9 protein-coding genes are annotated in these 15,216 nt (G+C 56.9%); 6 read left to right on the top strand and 3 right to left on the bottom strand.

Annotated elements, in window-relative coordinates:
• Nucleotides 1–612 precede the first annotated feature (612 nt).
• The 6 genes from G449_RS0100950 to G449_RS15420 all read left to right on the top strand — a co-directional run bounded on the left by G449_RS0100950 (nucleotide 613) and on the right by G449_RS15420 (nucleotide 10,268).
• Nucleotides 613–2,718, top strand: coding sequence for a methyl-accepting chemotaxis protein (locus tag G449_RS0100950; RefSeq protein WP_022657438.1), 2,106 nt, complete (start codon nucleotides 613–615; stop codon nucleotides 2,716–2,718).
• A 314-nt stretch (nucleotides 2,719–3,032) separates the two neighbouring features.
• Nucleotides 3,033–4,412: an FAD-binding oxidoreductase gene (locus G449_RS0100945; RefSeq protein WP_022657437.1), complete on the top strand. Its 1,380-nt coding sequence runs from the start codon at nucleotides 3,033–3,035 to the stop codon at nucleotides 4,410–4,412.
• 1 nt (nucleotide 4,413) lies between these two features.
• Complete coding sequence (locus tag G449_RS0100940) at nucleotides 4,414–5,565, top strand: (Fe-S)-binding protein (protein WP_022657436.1); 1,152 nt, start codon at nucleotides 4,414–4,416, stop codon at nucleotides 5,563–5,565.
• A gap of 256 nt (nucleotides 5,566–5,821) precedes the next feature.
• Nucleotides 5,822–6,940, top strand: a complete 1,119-nt coding sequence (locus tag G449_RS17985) for a transglutaminase-like cysteine peptidase (RefSeq protein WP_022657435.1) — start codon at nucleotides 5,822–5,824, stop codon at nucleotides 6,938–6,940.
• A gap of 99 nt (nucleotides 6,941–7,039) precedes the next feature.
• Nucleotides 7,040–9,229: an HD domain-containing phosphohydrolase gene (locus G449_RS15425; RefSeq protein WP_022657434.1), complete on the top strand. Its 2,190-nt coding sequence runs from the start codon at nucleotides 7,040–7,042 to the stop codon at nucleotides 9,227–9,229.
• A gap of 40 nt (nucleotides 9,230–9,269) precedes the next feature.
• Complete coding sequence (locus tag G449_RS15420; protein ID WP_245559799.1) at nucleotides 9,270–10,268, top strand: hypothetical protein; 999 nt, start codon at nucleotides 9,270–9,272, stop codon at nucleotides 10,266–10,268.
• 199 nt (nucleotides 10,269–10,467) lie between these two features.
• Here the strand turns inward: G449_RS15420 and G449_RS0100915 are convergent, their stop codons facing one another.
• The 3 genes from G449_RS0100915 to G449_RS0100905 form a co-directional block, all read right to left on the bottom strand.
• The gene (locus G449_RS0100915; RefSeq protein WP_022657432.1) at nucleotides 10,468–12,267 is read right to left on the bottom strand and encodes a flagellar hook protein FlgE; all 1,800 of its coding nucleotides are present in this window, start codon (nucleotides 12,265–12,267) and stop codon (nucleotides 10,468–10,470) included.
• 84 nt (nucleotides 12,268–12,351) lie between these two features.
• Nucleotides 12,352–13,107: a flagellar hook assembly protein FlgD gene (locus G449_RS15415; RefSeq protein WP_022657431.1), complete on the bottom strand. Its 756-nt coding sequence runs from the start codon at nucleotides 13,105–13,107 to the stop codon at nucleotides 12,352–12,354.
• A 24-nt stretch (nucleotides 13,108–13,131) separates the two neighbouring features.
• Nucleotides 13,132–15,159 carry a flagellar hook-length control protein FliK gene (locus tag G449_RS0100905; protein ID WP_022657430.1) on the bottom strand — a complete coding sequence of 676 codons (2,028 nt, stop codon included), beginning with the start codon at nucleotides 15,157–15,159 and terminating at the stop codon, nucleotides 13,132–13,134.
• Nucleotides 15,160–15,216: the final 57 nt, after the last annotated feature.

Raw genomic sequence — 15,216 nt, 5'->3', positions numbered from 1 at the left:
GCGTCGCTCCCCGTGCGGGAGCGTGGATTGAAGCCCGCAGTGCAGGGGCGTGACGATGCCACGCAAAAGTCGCTCCCCGTGCGGGAGCGTGGATTGAAGCACTCTTGCACCCGCATTGACCCGCCAGAAGTGGTGGTCGCTCCCCGTGCGGGAGCGTGGATTGAAGCGCCCCGGTCTATGCGTGGGCAAGGTCTGTTGAGGTCGCTCCCCGTGCGGGAGCGTGGATTTATATTATCAGGAGCACAACCCAGACATGCCGCAGCAACTGGAGCCTGCTGTTCTGATTTATCTATTGCTTTGTTTTAAAGATGTCTTGCGTAAAATATATAACCTATTTGCAGGTTAGTTATAAATATTGTGCTGATATTAATCCGATTTCTATTCCTTGATTTTTATTCCTGACACCATAATCCTTTCCCGCCCTCTTCCGATTAATACAGAAGCGGCATCTCTGCATTTTGCCTCCTCAATATTCTCCATTGAAGGGGCTGATCTTGCAGACAAAAATTTTATGTGAGCAAAAGTGTCCCAGAACTGTATGATGGCTGCAACAATAGCAACGTATCTTGTGGATACTGTAAGCAGAATTCTACACTTGCAAAAGGGCTTGTTATGAACAGATCCATATCGCTCAAGCTGATGCTTGGTATTGCGGCAATCATCATCATACCCATGGGCATACTGTTTGCCCTTACATCGCGGGGCATTGCAACACTTTCAGAAGAGAGTTTTGCCAAGTCCGCCATTGGCGAACTGCGGCAGGTCAGCAATGTTGTCACAGCCATGTTTGATGAATACAAGCTCAACGTTGGCATGCTGGCTGTTGATCCCCTTATGACGCAATTGCCGCAGATGACTACAAGTCACGCAACAGCGACAGAACCCACACCGTCCAGCCCCGAGGCAGGCGATACTGCTGGCAAGGCGCTGGATGCCCTGTTCCGTCTGTATCGGGAGACGCACCCCTCATATACCAATGTTTACGCGGGCAATATGGAAGGTGCATTTGTACTCAACAGCCCCGTGAGCGGTAAAACCCAGCCAGCTGGCTACGATCCGCGCAAACGCCCCTGGTGGGGCATGGCCGTGTCTGACCCGGCCAAGAGCTATATTACCAGCGCCTACAGAAGTACCGATGGTCAGCCAATGGTCAGCGCCTGCCGCGCCGTGCGCGACAGCAGCGGCAAAGTTACAGGCGTTGCGGCCATAGATATTACTCTGGGCACCCTCACAGACCTCATCAAAAACGTGCGCATTGGCCGCACCGGCTTTGTTGTTCTGGTGCAGGATGACGGCGTGGTTATATCCGACCCCAAGACCCCGCAGCACAATTTTCAGAAAATAGACGACATTGGCAACGATGCTCTGGCGGCCCTGTTCAAGTCAGGTGCGGCCACGGGCGAGGCTGTATTCAGCGGCAAGCAGTATGAAGCTGTGGTGTACAATTCGCCGGAACTCAAGTGGAAGTTTATTGGCCTCATTGAAAAAAGCGAGCTTATGGAGCCTGTCAACGCCGCTGTGTGGCAGTTTGCTACCGGTATGCTGGCAAGCCTGATTGGCATTTGCATAGGTATCTGGGTGCTGGCCGGGCGGCTCATTATTACACCTTTGAAGACCGTGGGCGTTTTCCTCAAGGATATTTCCGCTGGTGTGTATGGCAGCCTCGTCAACCGCCGCGTTGACGAAATTGGCGTGATTTTTGAGTCCCTCAATTCCATGAGCGCCACCCTTAAATCCAATATTTCGGAGATTGAGGCCAAAACTGTTGAGGCGCAGCAACAGGCCGCAGCAGCAAACGCCGCTACGCGCGAGGCCGAGGCCGCCCGCCTGCACGCCGAGCGCGCCAAGGCCGAGGGCATGCTTGAAGCCGCGCGCCAGCTCGAACATATGGTGCAGATGCTCCATCAGGAAGTGAGCACACTCGCGGGCAGTTCAGAAGATATCCGCGAGGCCACGCTCGTGCAGCGGCAGCGCATCCACGAAACTGCCGCGGCTATGGAAGAAATGAACTCCACCGTGCTGGAGGTTGCCAAAAACGCCTCGCATGCCGCCGCCCAGGGCACGGATGCGAGGGATAAGGCCAATCAGGGCGCAGAGGTCGTGGGGCGGTCGCTTGAGGCCATGCGTGCCTCGGAGCAGAAGGCTCTTGAACTGCGCGAAGCCATGGGCGATCTGGATAAACAGGCCCACGGCATCGGTGCAATCATGACCACCATTGAAGACATAGCCGATCAAACAAACCTGTTGGCCCTGAATGCGGCCATTGAGGCCGCCCGCGCGGGCGAGGCGGGCAGAGGCTTTGCCGTTGTGGCCGATGAAGTGCGCAAACTGGCAGAAAAGACCATGCACGCCACCAAGGAAGTGAGCGACTCAATCCTCTCCATCCAGCGGGTGGCAGGAATCAACTTGCAGTCTGTGGAAGAAGCCGTGCAGGGTCTTGACCATGCCTCATCGCTGGCTGGCGAATCCGGTGCGGCGCTGGGCGACATTGTTACCAGCACAAACCAGTCGGCAGGGCAGATTCAGTCCATTGCCACTGCGGCAGAGCAGCAGGCCGCCACATCTGAAGAAATCAACAAGTCCATTGACGAAATCAACGCCATCGCCGGTCAGACGGACGAGCGCGCCGAAGCCTCGCTCCAGGCCACCCGGCGGCTGGAAGATCTGGCTCTGTCGCTTTCCGGTCTTATCAAGGAGTTGAAAGATCAGTCGTCATAGGCTGGCAGAGTTCAATGACCTGAGAAGGGAAACGGCAACCGTTCTGCGGTTGCCGTTTTTCGTGCGGGAGTGACATCATTTTCGTCCTGCGATATGTTGTCGCACTGGTCAGCGTCAGCGAATTTGCCGTCAATGGCCTGTAATCAGTGGCTTTTCCGCTGCCCACTGACGCCGTCGCTACAGAGGCGCTGCATGACAGATTGCGCCCTCTGCGTCAGGCAGGCTGGGCATGTAGAGCAGATTTTTTGTGTATCCCTTTCGGCGGCCCGCCGAATGAATGTTGCTGCGCAGCAATAACCGCACTGGAGTATGCCATGACAGGGGAATTTCTGACCTCGCTCACCCCTGAGCACAAGAAGTTTCTTGTGGATCTGTTCAAGGACGGCGTGTCCTTTGACCCCAAGGTGCTGCGCGTTTACGCATCCGATGCCAGCCTGCTTACGGGTACGGTGCTGGCCATGGTTCGGCCCGAGAGTGCCGGGCAGTTGTGCGAATTTATGCGATGGGCAGATGCGGAGCATGTGGCCGTGCACCCGCGCGGGCGCGGCACCAGCCTTTCCGGCGGCTGCGTGCCCACGGTTCCCGGCATTGTGGTTTCCATGCTGGGCATGGATAAAATCATCGAAATCAATAAGGAAGATTTTGTTGCCGTGGTGGAGCCGGGCGTTAATACGGCTCTGCTTCAGGCCGAGTGCGAAAAGCTGGGCATGTTTTACCCGCCGGATCCGGCCAGCGGCAAGGCAACCAGCGTTGGCGGCAATGTCATCACCTGCGCCGGGGGCCTGCGCGCCGTAAAATACGGCGTTACCCGCGATTACGTGCTTGGCCTGGAGGCCGTGTTGCCCGGCGGCGAACTGGTGAAGTTCGGGGGCCGCTCCCACAAGGATGTCATAGGCCTTGACCTCGGGCGGCTCTTTGTGGGCAGCGAGGGCACCCTTGGCATTGTGACCAGGCTTATTCTCAAGCTTTTGCCCAGGCCCGAGGCCTCGGCATCGGTGCTTGTGGGTTATCCTTCGCTGGATGCCGCCCTGGCCTCCATGAGCAAGGTTTTTGCCGCAGGTATCCTGCCCTGCGCGGTGGAATTCATGAATGAAACCGTGCTGGAAATCCTTGCCAGAACCGGCGAGGTGCCGTGGCCGGACAGCGTCAAATCGCTGCTGCTGTTTCAGGTGGACGGCAGCAAGGAGACTGTGCCGCTGGAGAATGCCCGTCTCGCCAACCAGCTTGATGACGCCCTGTGGCGTATGGAAGGCGTGGGCAAGCAAGAGGAAGACAAACTGTGGGCCTACAGACGCAGGGTTTCGGCAGCCTCCTATGTACTCGGGCCAGACCGCATCGGCGGCGACATGGCCGTGCCGCGCGGCTCCATTCTCAAGGCCGTGCGCAGATTTGAAGAAATTGCCGCCAGCAACGGCAAGCGCCTTATCGCCTTTGGGCATGCTGGCGATGGCAACATCCACGCCAATCTGCATTACGATGCCTCTGACGCTGACGATGCCCGCCGCACACAGAAAACCCATCACGAACTGGATGCGGCAGCCCTTGAATGTGGCGGCAGCCTTTCTGGCGAGCACGGCGGCGGATGCCTGAAAGAAGTTGGCAAACAGCTCGGGCAGAAGGAACATGCCCTCATGCTGCGCTTGCGCCGTGTCTTTGATCCCAACGGTATTCTCAATCCCGGCAAGGGGTACTGAAATGAAACGCGGCTGTACGCAATGCGGCGAATGCCTGAACGTCTGCCCTGTGTACGCGCTCTACAAGCGCGAGGAATACGCGCCCAAGGGCAAGCGACTGCTTCTGGAGCAGATTGATCCCGAGTTTGGCGGCAGCCTGGATTCGTCCCTGCCCTGGGAGGATATCCGCGAACTGGCGCGCCTCTGCGCAGGGTGCGAGCGGTGTCAGCAGGCCTGCGCGCGTAAGCTTTCCACCAGCGATCTGCTGGCCGAGGCGCGGGCACGTAACCCTCACTGGACGCAAACTCTCTGGGATATGTGGATTCGCCGCGCTGGCCCACTGTGGCCCATGGCGGGAAAAATCGCCATGCTTGCCCCAGATTCCATTATTCCCGGCGTGTTGCGGTCTTCTGTGGAAACCGCCCGCGCGCTGGTTGATCTGGAGCCTTGCGAACCATGGATGACCCTGCGGCCCAGCCAGAAGGTCAGCGGCGTCAGGGTGGCCCTGTTCAGCGGCTGTACGGCAAAAAATGCGCGTCCCCGCTGGATATCCAATGCCCGGCAACTGCTGGCAGGCTGGGGATACGACCTTGTGGACATTGCGGATTTTGCCTGCTGCGGCGGCACGTTGCACCATGCCGGGCAGTTGGGGGCCCTGGCAGAAGTGCGCGAGCGCAATCTTGAACTTTGGCGCAAGGCTGGCAAACCCCTGATTGCAAGCTTTTGCGCTTCGTGCAAGCACAGCCTTGATAGCTACACCGCCGTTATGTCGGCTGAGGAGGGCAAGGAGTGGAAGCAGAAGTGCGTTGGGCTTTCCTCCCTGCTTGTAGAACCGCAGATCAGCCCCACAGGCAAGGCCCCGGCAGCGGTGGGTTATCACCAGCCCTGCCACTGGGGTACTGCTGATCCTGATTTGCCCCTGCTCACGGCGGGGCTGCCGGGCTTGAAAAAAGGCACTGGCCTGTGCTGCGGCATGGGCGGCATATTGAAAATGTCCAACCCCGATCTTTCGGCAGACATGGCGCGCAAATGCCTGGAAGGCTTTGCTTCTGAAATCCGGCACATCGTCACCGGGTGCAGCGGTTGCGTCATGCAGCTTTCAGCTGCGGGGGGCAAGGATGTGCAGGTGCGCCACTGGCTTGATGTGGCTGCACTGGCAGACTCAGGCACTTAGGCGCATCCGGCCCCATACTGACTCTGCAGCAGTGTCTGTGAAGTTTTGCAGCTTGCGGGCGGGCATAATTGCCTCTGGTATGTGTGTGCAGCAACATTCAGCAATGCTTTATTGAGGAATGGTGCATGGTGCACGGCACTAGGGGAAGCTGGGACATAGCCATCCGAAAAATAAGCCAAAACGCCTCTGACCACTGGACGCTCCATAGGCGGCAGTATAGTATGCCGCAACTTGCACACCTGTGATCGGTGAGCCTATGCCAAAACTTCGATACTCCAAATTTGCACTGGTCGCGGCCCTCTCCGGGGGCATGGCGGCCCTTTTGGTGTGTCTGCTGTTCTGGGTAAATGGCTGGAACCCCGCCCAGGCTGGTTCGCTCAATCTTCAACCACGCGCAGCCATTGGCAATGCCGAAGTTTCCGAGCCGCCAGCCGTGTCTTCCGCCGCTGCGGAAAACAATGCGGCACCGTCTGTTGCAGCAACTGATCAGGCGAGCACGGGGGCTGAACAGAACGGCAGCAATGGGGCAAACTCCGCTTTGCCCACTGCTGATCAGCAGCCAGAGCAGCAGCCAGGGCTGCAATCGGGCCAGCAATCTGGCCCCCAGACAATCCAGCAGGCAGACGCTGATTCCAGCGTTCAGCCTCAGACGGACGCCGATAGCGCAGAGCAGCCCCCATCCCCTGAATCATCGCAACAAACTGGAAAGCCTGATTCTTCCGCCGCAGTCAACGCCCCCGCCAAGGTCGCGACGCCGGATGCCGCAAAAGGCGCGGCGCAATCCGCAGCACAGCCCGCAGCGCCTGCGCATGATTCCAAGGTGCAGCTTTTCGGCACTGTGGAGTTCAAACGCCCCTTATCCACTCTGCCGGGCTGGCTTGATCTGCTCAAGCGCAACCAGATGGATCCCATATTCATACCCGGCAAGGTGTTCAAAAAGGGCGTTACCTGGGACACGTTCAAGTCCAAAGCCCCGGTGAACAACAAGATGGAACTGCTGCGCTACGTAAATTCTTTCTGGAATACGTGGCCCTATGTGGAAGATATCGTCAACTGGCGGCAGGAAGATTATTGGGAAATTCCTGCGGAATTTCTGAAAAAGTCTGGCGACTGCGAAGACTATTCCATTATCAAGTATTTTACTCTTAAGGAATTGGGCATTCCGCCCGAAAGCATGCGTGTTGTTGTTGTGCGCGACACAATCAGAAATTTTGCCCATGCTGTTCTGGTGGTGTACCTGAACGACGATGCCTTTATTCTGGATAATCTCAGTAATTCAGTGCTTTCGCACACCAAGGTGCGGCAGTACAGCCCGCAGTATTCGGTCAGTGAATTCGGTCGGTGGGCCCATTTGAAGGGCCGCAAGATAGACTAAAGCCGCCGCAGGCATGCAGCGCGCAGCCCGCACCCTTGGTGTGGGAGGGTTTTCACCGCTAACGGTACGTTAATGCGCAATGTACTATAGGATAAGCCCATGAAAACGCAGGAACTTAATGAGCAATCCGTTGCTGGTCGCTATCGTCTGAAAAAAGCCGCGGTGGCTGCTGTCAGCCTGTCGCTTTTTGTTGTGACTGCGGCTGTGGCCTACGGCCTCTGCACCTTGCAGCTCAAGAATGTTACACAGGATATTCTGAATAACCAGCGTGAAATGCAGCAATCGTGGGTGGATAAATCGCTGGAATCCATCCGCGCGTGGCATGCAACCGTTGTTGAGCAGGCGCGGCTTGTGAGCAGCGCGGAGATGTTCCGCCTGTTTGCCGTGGATGTGCGCAACCTTGGCTCCGATGGCGAGGCGCGCCTTTCCGCGCCGGATGCCATGGAAAACGGCGATGAATCGCTGCGCAATCTTGCCGAGCAGATGGGCTATATGCAGGATCTGCTGCGGGACTTTGCGCGCGGCAAAAACTGGGTTTCTGCTCGGATTGTTTCGCCCAAGGGCAATCCCTTTGTGGTGAGCAAAGAGGATGCGCCCCTTGGCGAGGCCCAGGTGGGCCTTGTGACCCGCGCCGTGGACAAAAAGACTGTTGTCTTTGGCCCTGTGCGCGCTCTTGGCGACACAATGGTTATTGATCTGGCCGATCCCATGTACGAAGTGCTGGGCCGGGGCGAAAGCGTCCCCGTTGCCGTGCTTTTTGCCACTCTTCCTGTGGACAGGGTGCTGACGGCATTTCTTGCCCAACGGCAGGATCAGTACGGCGGATTGCTGCCGCGCATTTTGCAGGCCGGAGGCAGCGGCACAGAGGCCGTACTGCTGCGCGATGCCAAACCTGCGCTTGAGCCGGTGCAGCACGTGACTCTGGCTGACGGCCTTGGTTTCAAGCGTCGGCAGGGGCTTGTGGGGGGCGGCGAGGCCTATTCCCTCGGCAGCTATATGAACAGTCTGGGCTGGCTTGTGACCATCGAGGCCCCGGCAGACATGGTTGATGCGCTGGTGGAAAGCCAGGCAAAGCAGATATACGGCCTGGGCATTCTTGGCAGTCTTGGCACGGCGCTTTTGCTGGCCTTTATCTGGGCTTCGCTGGTGAGCCGCTCGCACAGGGCCACTGCCCAGCATTTCAAGCATCTGTACACGCTTATCCGCCAGCAGAAGATCATGCTCGACAGCGTCAACGCCTCATTGCAGGCCGGGCTTATGCTCATGGACAAAAATGGGCGCTTGCAGATGTGCAACCCGGCCTTCTGCCAGATGGCGGGCAAGGATGAAGATTCCCTCAAAGACACGCCCGTGGGCGAGGCCCTGCCGGAAGATGCCGCCCTTCGGCTCCTGAAGGGCATGGCTCAGGTGAGCGCCAGCGGCAAGGAAGGCAGCATCGAGATTTCTGTTCCCCAACCCGGGGATGTGCGCCTTTTCCGCGTGACCCTGTTCCCCTTTGAAGATCACGACAATTCCGGGGAAGAAGGCAAGGGCGGCTGCGTGGGGATTTTTCAGGATATTACGGAATTCCGCCGCCGTGCGGAGGCCGCGCGTGAACGTCAGGCCAACAGTATTGCCGCCCTTGTGCGGGCCATTGAAAGTGTGGACGTGAACCTCATCGGGCACTCCATGAAGATGGAGCATGTGGCAGACCTGCTCTCCGGCACCATGAATCTGCCCGACAAGGACAGGGAAACCCTGCGTCTTGCGGCCCGCCTTTCGCAGGTGGGCAAGATATTTGTGCCGCGCGAGCTGCTCACCAAGAAGGGCAAGCTCACTCCCGAGGAACAGACAGAGGTTATGCGCGCGCCGGAATATGCCTATGGCATCCTGCGCGACATGCAGTTCAACCTGCCAGTGCCGGACGCTGTTTTTCAGATGGGCGAGCGCATGGACGGCACGGGCCTGCCCCAGCGTCTGGCCGGGGAGGCCATCAATCACAATGCGCGCATTCTGGCCGTGGTCAACGCCTTCTGTGCCATGGTCAGCCCCCGTTCCTACCGCGCGGGCATGCAGCCCGAAGAAGCCGTTGCCCTGCTCATGAAAGACAAGGGCTTTGACAGCCAGATTGTCAGCGCGCTTGCCAATGTTGCTGCGGCAGATTTGCAACAGGCCATTGCCACAGCCGATGCGGCCAGTAAAAAGTCTGCTCCTGCTGCAGGATTTGCCGCAATGGAAGGGCAGGGCGGGCAAAATGAGCAGGAAAATTCCGTAGACGTAGCGCCTGCAGATTCTGCCACCGCCGAATAGAGAGCAGGGCGACATGACGGGCGCAGTGCAACAGTTGCCAATGCAACAGGACAGCTCTGAAAAGATAGACGTGGCGATGAACATTTTCGCCAAGCCGTATCAGACAGCACTCTCTGTCCTGTCGCTGCTCAAGCACAGCGGCAGGCGCGTTGGCAATGTCTGGTTGCAGTTTGAGCCTTATGGCTCGCAGTATGATATCGTCAGCCCCTATGCGGTGGTGCAGTATCTGGGCAACCTGATAGGGGAGAGGTGCCGGGTTTTTCAGCCCGACTACTGGCTTGATCTCAATGCCGCAGACCCATCACGCTTCGCCGATGATGCCTACCGCTACGGCATCCGCTACCAGTACGCCTTTGAGCACAGCACGAGCCGCAGGCTGTTTCTCATGCACAACGATGTGCTTGTGCTCAAGGATGTGCTTGGTTATCTGGGCGGCCTCATGGGCGAGGCCGTGGCTGTGGGCCATCTTGGTCAGTGCTGGAACTGCCCGGCCCGTGTGGCGGAGCTGACGCGCGAGGTCATGGGCTGCGAACCGTGCGGGCCTGAGCGGTATATGGATTTTCGGCCTGATTACAGTCAGTTGCAGCAGCTCTATGCGTTGGCCCAGCAAAGGGGCATTTTTGCAAGGCCGTATGACCGTGGCTTTGCAGGCATTTTTGATGCGCAGCCCTGGCCCCTGCCGGAATGCCGCGTCAATGAATGGGCCTGTCTGCTTGATCTGGAAAAAACGCGGCCCCTGTGTGTGCCGCATGGCCCGGTATTGCCGCCAGGCGCGTACAGGCAGTGCGGGCCAGTCTGCCTTGATATTGGCGTGGAGTGGTTCCGGGGGGTGCATGCACGCGGCATGACTGCCCGGCATGCCGATCTTTCCCGCCACCTCAAGCATTGGGTAGGCACGGGCAAGGTAACGGCCCGCCTTTATGCTCTGGCAGAAGAAAATGCCCTCAAGATATTGCTGACCACCTTTCCCGATTACTGCGACTGGCTGCGCGGCACCATCGGCAACAAGCCGCTCGGCGTGAGCGACAGAGTCCGATAGTTTTTCCGCATTTGTGGAATACCTTCCCTCTCCCTTCCTGGTTTTACTTTCAAGCTGACACAGCAGGCTTGTTTGGAACGCGAAAAGGCGTCGACCAAATGGCCGACGCCCGACACGGGAAAGAAAGGTTTGCAGCGCTATCCCCAACGCTGGGAAGGCCTTGCGGCCCCCCGGCCCTCTTTCTACTGCAATTTCTATTTTACCGCTTCATGCCGATAACAGTTTCCAGCATGTTGTCCACCGTGGTGATGGTCTTTGAGTTGGCCTGGAAGCCGCGCTGTGTAGAAATCATCTGCACGAACTCGCGCGACATGTCCACGTTGGACTGTTCAATATTGTAGGCCTTGATGCTGCCAAAGCCATTATCGCCTGCTACGCCCTGCCGGGCAAATCCAGATTCTTTTGTTTCAGAGTAAAGGTTGTTTCCTTCTCTGTACAAACCTTGCAGGTTGTCAAAGTCATACATGGAAATCTGGTACAGGGCCAATGTCTCGTTGTTGTCGTATTTGCCGTAAATTATGCCGTTAGCATCAATATTGAAGTTGTTGAGTACGCCTGATGCATACCCATCAGCTTTTGATGACTGTACAAGTGAATTACCGCTTGTCACGATCGAGGCGCCGTTTTTGCGCACAGTTGTAGACATGGTGCTCGGGGCGGTATTGTAGTCAATGGTGCCCTGAGTGGCAGGCGCAACTGGGGGGACAACTTTTAAATCATCCAAAGTGTTGGTTGAATTGTTCCACGGAGTGGTACTTGTATCCCTCAGGCCCAGGTCCAACTCGATGATGGTTTTCTCAGCGAGGCTGTGATTGCTGCCGCCGTAGGATGAAACCTCGGATACGCTGTTGCTGAGGGCCGAGCCTGAGAAGTTGGCGTTGAACACAGGCAGGCCATTGTTGGAAATCTTGGTCGGTTGCCATGAAGTGGAAAGCGCAGGATTAAGGGCGCACTGCATATCAGCGGTAGCGGTATCCTGAGCGCCATACGTATAGGCAGTCTGGTTGACAATCTGTCCACTGATGTTGAATATCAGTTGTCCGGTCATGAGCATACCGGCCTTTTTGGTGCCCTGAAATGTCTGACTGTCTGCCGGAAGAATCGGATTACCAGAAGAATCGTACGTCACCGGCGTGGTGCCGCCATATGTCCGGTTGTCTTCTGACGGAGGAACCGTCACAATATATTCGTACATTGTGTAGCCGGAAGGCAGGTTATTAACTTTGTACGAGCTGTTGCTGGTGTCAACCTTGTCGTAGTAGACCGTGAGCTGATGCTTTGTGCCGCCCTCGTCATAGACGGTAATGGGGGAACTGGCTGCATATGCTGTGTCGGCAAGAGGTGTCTTCTTGGTGCCGTCCCACTGGTCGAACAGCGCTGTCATGGGGCTAGTAGTACTGGTGGTTTTGTCCATGCCGACGTCGTTCGACAACTGCATGGTGAAAGAAACACTCTGTGTGAGCTTGGGAGGAAGGTTCCAGCTGTCAAGCACGATATCCTTGGGCGAACCACTGCCAATGTATGCAGTTGTTGAGGCTGAACTGCTGCTGGTAGTTGTAGAACCAGAGTTGAAAACAACAGAAGAACTGTCATTGTCAACTTCCCAGCCCTGAAGAAGCAAGCCCTGAGGATTCTGCAGTTCGCGCTTGTTGTTGAAATAGAAATCACCGGCACGGGAGTAGTACGCCTGCTCACTGTCTTGCTTGCGAACTTTGAAGTACCCGTTGCCAGAAATAGCAAGGTCTGATCCTGAGTTGGTGGATTCAAGAGAACCCTGCGAGTAGTCGCCGAGCACCGCGTATGTGCTGACGCCCTGCCCAATCTGGGTGGTGCCGCTGACGCTGCCGCTGTCGGTGTAGAGATAGTCGCTGAAGTCCGCGCGCTGGCCTTTGTATGCCAGGGTGCTGACGTTGGCGATGTTGTTGCCGACGATGTTCATTTTGTTCCCGTGCGCCATAAGGCCGGAAACGCTTGCCCACATGCTGGATGAGAGACTCATATCTTCCTCCGTGTCTTGGGATAGGGGGATATTTTTTCCGGGTATGCAGTTTTGGGCTGCCTGCCCGCAATTTAACTATTCTGCTTAACCGCCAGATGAACTTGATGAACTGGACGAATCGGACGAAGTGGGGGTGGTGGCCGCTTGCGTGACCTGCCGCACTTTTGAAAGCTCCATCAACTGGCCGCCATCAAGACCCAGATACACTGTGCCATTGTTGTTGACCACGCCTGTAACCTTGGCGTCCACCACCTGATCGGAAAGAACAGCCTCGCCACTGGCGTTGAGCAGGGACAAATTGACCGTGTACACGCCATCCGGGGCAACTGTTCCGCTGCCGTTTTTGCCGCTCCAGTTGAATTCGTAGGTGGTTCCAGCTGCTTTGGGAGCCACAGCTTCGGTGTAGATGACGTTGTTTTCGGCATCCCGCACCGTGATGGTGCCGCTGGCAACGGCATCGTTGGGCGCAAAGCGGAACTTGGTTATGGATGTCGTCTTTGCGGTTGCGTCCGTCACCTTGCCTATACTGTTGCCAGAGACGGTCACTTGCTTGCCGATGTACGACGTAGCGTTGATCATCTGCTCGTTGTTGGTGGCGTCAGTCAGCGACCCCATACTCGTATTCAGGTTGATGAGCTGTTCAAGGCTGGAGAACTGCGCCATCTGGGAGACAAATTCCTTGTCGTCCATAGGGTTCAGCGGATCCTGATACTTGAACTGCGTCACCAGAAGCAGCATAAAGGCGTTCTTGTCGAGGTTCGCGCCGTTTTTTTGCTTGCCAACAACGGCATTGAACTCGTTGTTAGCCTGGGTGATTGCTGATGATACGCTGCTGGCCATACTTCATTCTCCTCACGGCCCGGTTCAGGCAACCACGTTGAGGTTGCTGGTGGCATATCTTGCCGTGTTACCAAGAGAATGCACAGGCTGTTCCAAAGTTGAAATATTCATGTTTGAGCTGGAATTTCGCACTGTTGCAAGATTCTTCAGCCGGGAAAGTTCTTCCCTGCGGGCATCTTCTTCCTGCCGGGAATTGTGCTGGTTGAAATCCTGCCAGGATGCGCTGTTCTGCTCTTGCCGCGTTTCCTGCCGCACTTCGAGCTTGTCTACCTTGAGGCCCTGCTGCTCAAGATTCATGCGGATTGCATCCACCTGACGGCTGATCATGTCGTTGGTTTCCGACTTTTCAGAACGGATCACCGCGCTGACTTCGCCATTGCGTACCGAAAGGGAAACCGTGATGGATCCCAGCTCCTGCGGATTAAGTTGCAGGTCAAGCCGGGTGCCGCCGCCCTTGACGGTTGAAAGCATGCCCTGTTCAACCTGCTGCGCCACCTGCCGCCCGATGGGGGCAACGGCTGAGGGATCCTGCACGTCAGATGTGTTTTGGGCTGCATGGGCAGCTTGCATGGCCTGTGCTGCCGCGTAGGCGGGAGTGGAGCCGCGCCCTGTAACAGCAGCGGATTGCGTGTCTACCTTGCCCAGCAGATCGCCCCACGCAGACTTGCCCTTTTGATCCTTGTCAGATTCGCTCTGTCCGGAATTGCTGTCAGCATTCTTCTGACCCTTGTCGTCCAGAACGGCGGCCTGCTGAGTGGCAGACTGCGCGTGAATCTGGTTGGCTGCGGGAGTTTTGTCCGATTGCGAAGATGGCAGCACATTGTTTTGCGCAGCTGTCTTACCCGTTTGCACGTCTGCCTGCGAACTTGCGCGAGAAGCTGTCTGCGAACCAGACTGTTGCGCCGCCTGCGTGTTTGACTGCTTCGCGGCTGTGCTGTCGGCAGTTCTTTCTGCTGGCATGCGCTGGGTCACTGTGGCCTTGTTCTCGGCTGTGGTGCGATCCCCTTCATGCTTTGTGGCGGTCGCATCCTTGCCGATGGCTTCGCTCTGCGCAGCGATCTTGATATCGCCCGGCTCGGCCTTCTGACCTGCTTCAAGGGTTTCACCAAGAATATTGCTGCTTTTTTTCTGAACGGTTTTGTCTATGAGAGCCTTGCTCTGTTGCACCGTGCGGTCGCGCAGCGAACTGGCCTGCTTCTCTTGTTCCGTGCGCGCCCGTGCCTTGCTGATAATGGGCTGCAACGTGGTTTTGAGGGCAGTATCAAGAGTTTTTTGCGCAGCGGCCTGCGTGGTGAAAAAATCTGTCACCGGAGCCATAAGCGTGCCGAACTGTTCGTTCAGGCAGGTGATGGAGGCGCTGTTGCCAAAGTTGTTGGCCAGGGTTTGCAGGTTGGCAGTGCCAAGCCCAAGGCCGCGCCCAAGCGAGATGGCCTCACCCTGGCTCACTTCAAGGGTGCCCGCCGGGTCAAGCTTGTTCACAAAGGACGATATGGTGTTGAATGCCTGCTGTGTGTTGCCCTGCAACATCATGGCCTGAACATTGGTATCCAGAACGCCAGAGGGGTCGATCTTTTTAAGCAGCGAGGTGATGTTGGCCTTGTCCTCATCAGTGAGAACAGGGATGCCGCCGCCCTTAACGCTGGCAGTGATCTGCGCGAGGGTTGCGCCGTCAGGCATTTCTGCCAGGGCCGCAAGCTTGGTAAGGCTTTCAGGCGCAGCGCCAGCCTTGATGAGCTTGCTGTGCATATCCTGCACTTCCTGCTTGGTAAAACAGACTTCGTTCAGCGTGTAGGTAACGCCGTTGCTGGTGTTGCGCGAATAAGGGCTTTGTACCTGCGCGGCAGCTCTTGCGGTGGGCGTAAAAGGAGTACTGGGCTTGGATTCTGACTTGCCCTCAAAGACATCGGCAGATGCGTCAGCCTCTTCAACGGCCTTCAGACTGGAGTTGAGGGCGTCCATAAAGGAAGACGTCCGCTCGTCATTGGGGCGGTTGTTGTTGGCGGCGTTCCAAAGCGTTTGGTTGGTGCTTACGCTTGTGGGAATAATCTGCATGGTTCACTCCTTGCGCCCTGAGCTATACAAGGAGTGTTCCAAAATTGTTGGTATAAT

It is taken from the genome of Desulfovibrio desulfuricans DSM 642 (assembly GCF_000420465.1).
In the GTDB taxonomy this organism is placed as follows: Bacteria; Desulfobacterota; Desulfovibrionia; order Desulfovibrionales; family Desulfovibrionaceae; genus Desulfovibrio; species Desulfovibrio desulfuricans.
Note: the sequence above shows the minus strand (reverse complement) of the source record. Positions and strands in the feature narration are given on the sequence as shown.

Coding starts and splice junctions, on each gene's coding strand:
- G449_RS0100950 (WP_022657438.1), top strand. CDS start 613: ATGAACAGATCCATATCGCTCAAGCTGATGCTTGGTATTGCGGCAATC.
- G449_RS0100945 (WP_022657437.1), top strand. CDS start 3,033: ATGACAGGGGAATTTCTGACCTCGCTCACCCCTGAGCACAAGAAGTTT.
- G449_RS0100940 (WP_022657436.1), top strand. CDS start 4,414: ATGAAACGCGGCTGTACGCAATGCGGCGAATGCCTGAACGTCTGCCCT.
- G449_RS17985 (WP_022657435.1), top strand. CDS start 5,822: ATGCCAAAACTTCGATACTCCAAATTTGCACTGGTCGCGGCCCTCTCC.
- G449_RS15425 (WP_022657434.1), top strand. CDS start 7,040: ATGAAAACGCAGGAACTTAATGAGCAATCCGTTGCTGGTCGCTATCGT.
- G449_RS15420 (WP_245559799.1), top strand. CDS start 9,270: ATGCAACAGGACAGCTCTGAAAAGATAGACGTGGCGATGAACATTTTC.
- G449_RS0100915 (WP_022657432.1), bottom strand. CDS start 12,267: ATGAGTCTCTCATCCAGCATGTGGGCAAGCGTTTCCGGCCTTATGGCG.
- G449_RS15415 (WP_022657431.1), bottom strand. CDS start 13,107: ATGGCCAGCAGCGTATCATCAGCAATCACCCAGGCTAACAACGAGTTC.
- G449_RS0100905 (WP_022657430.1), bottom strand. CDS start 15,159: ATGCAGATTATTCCCACAAGCGTAAGCACCAACCAAACGCTTTGGAAC.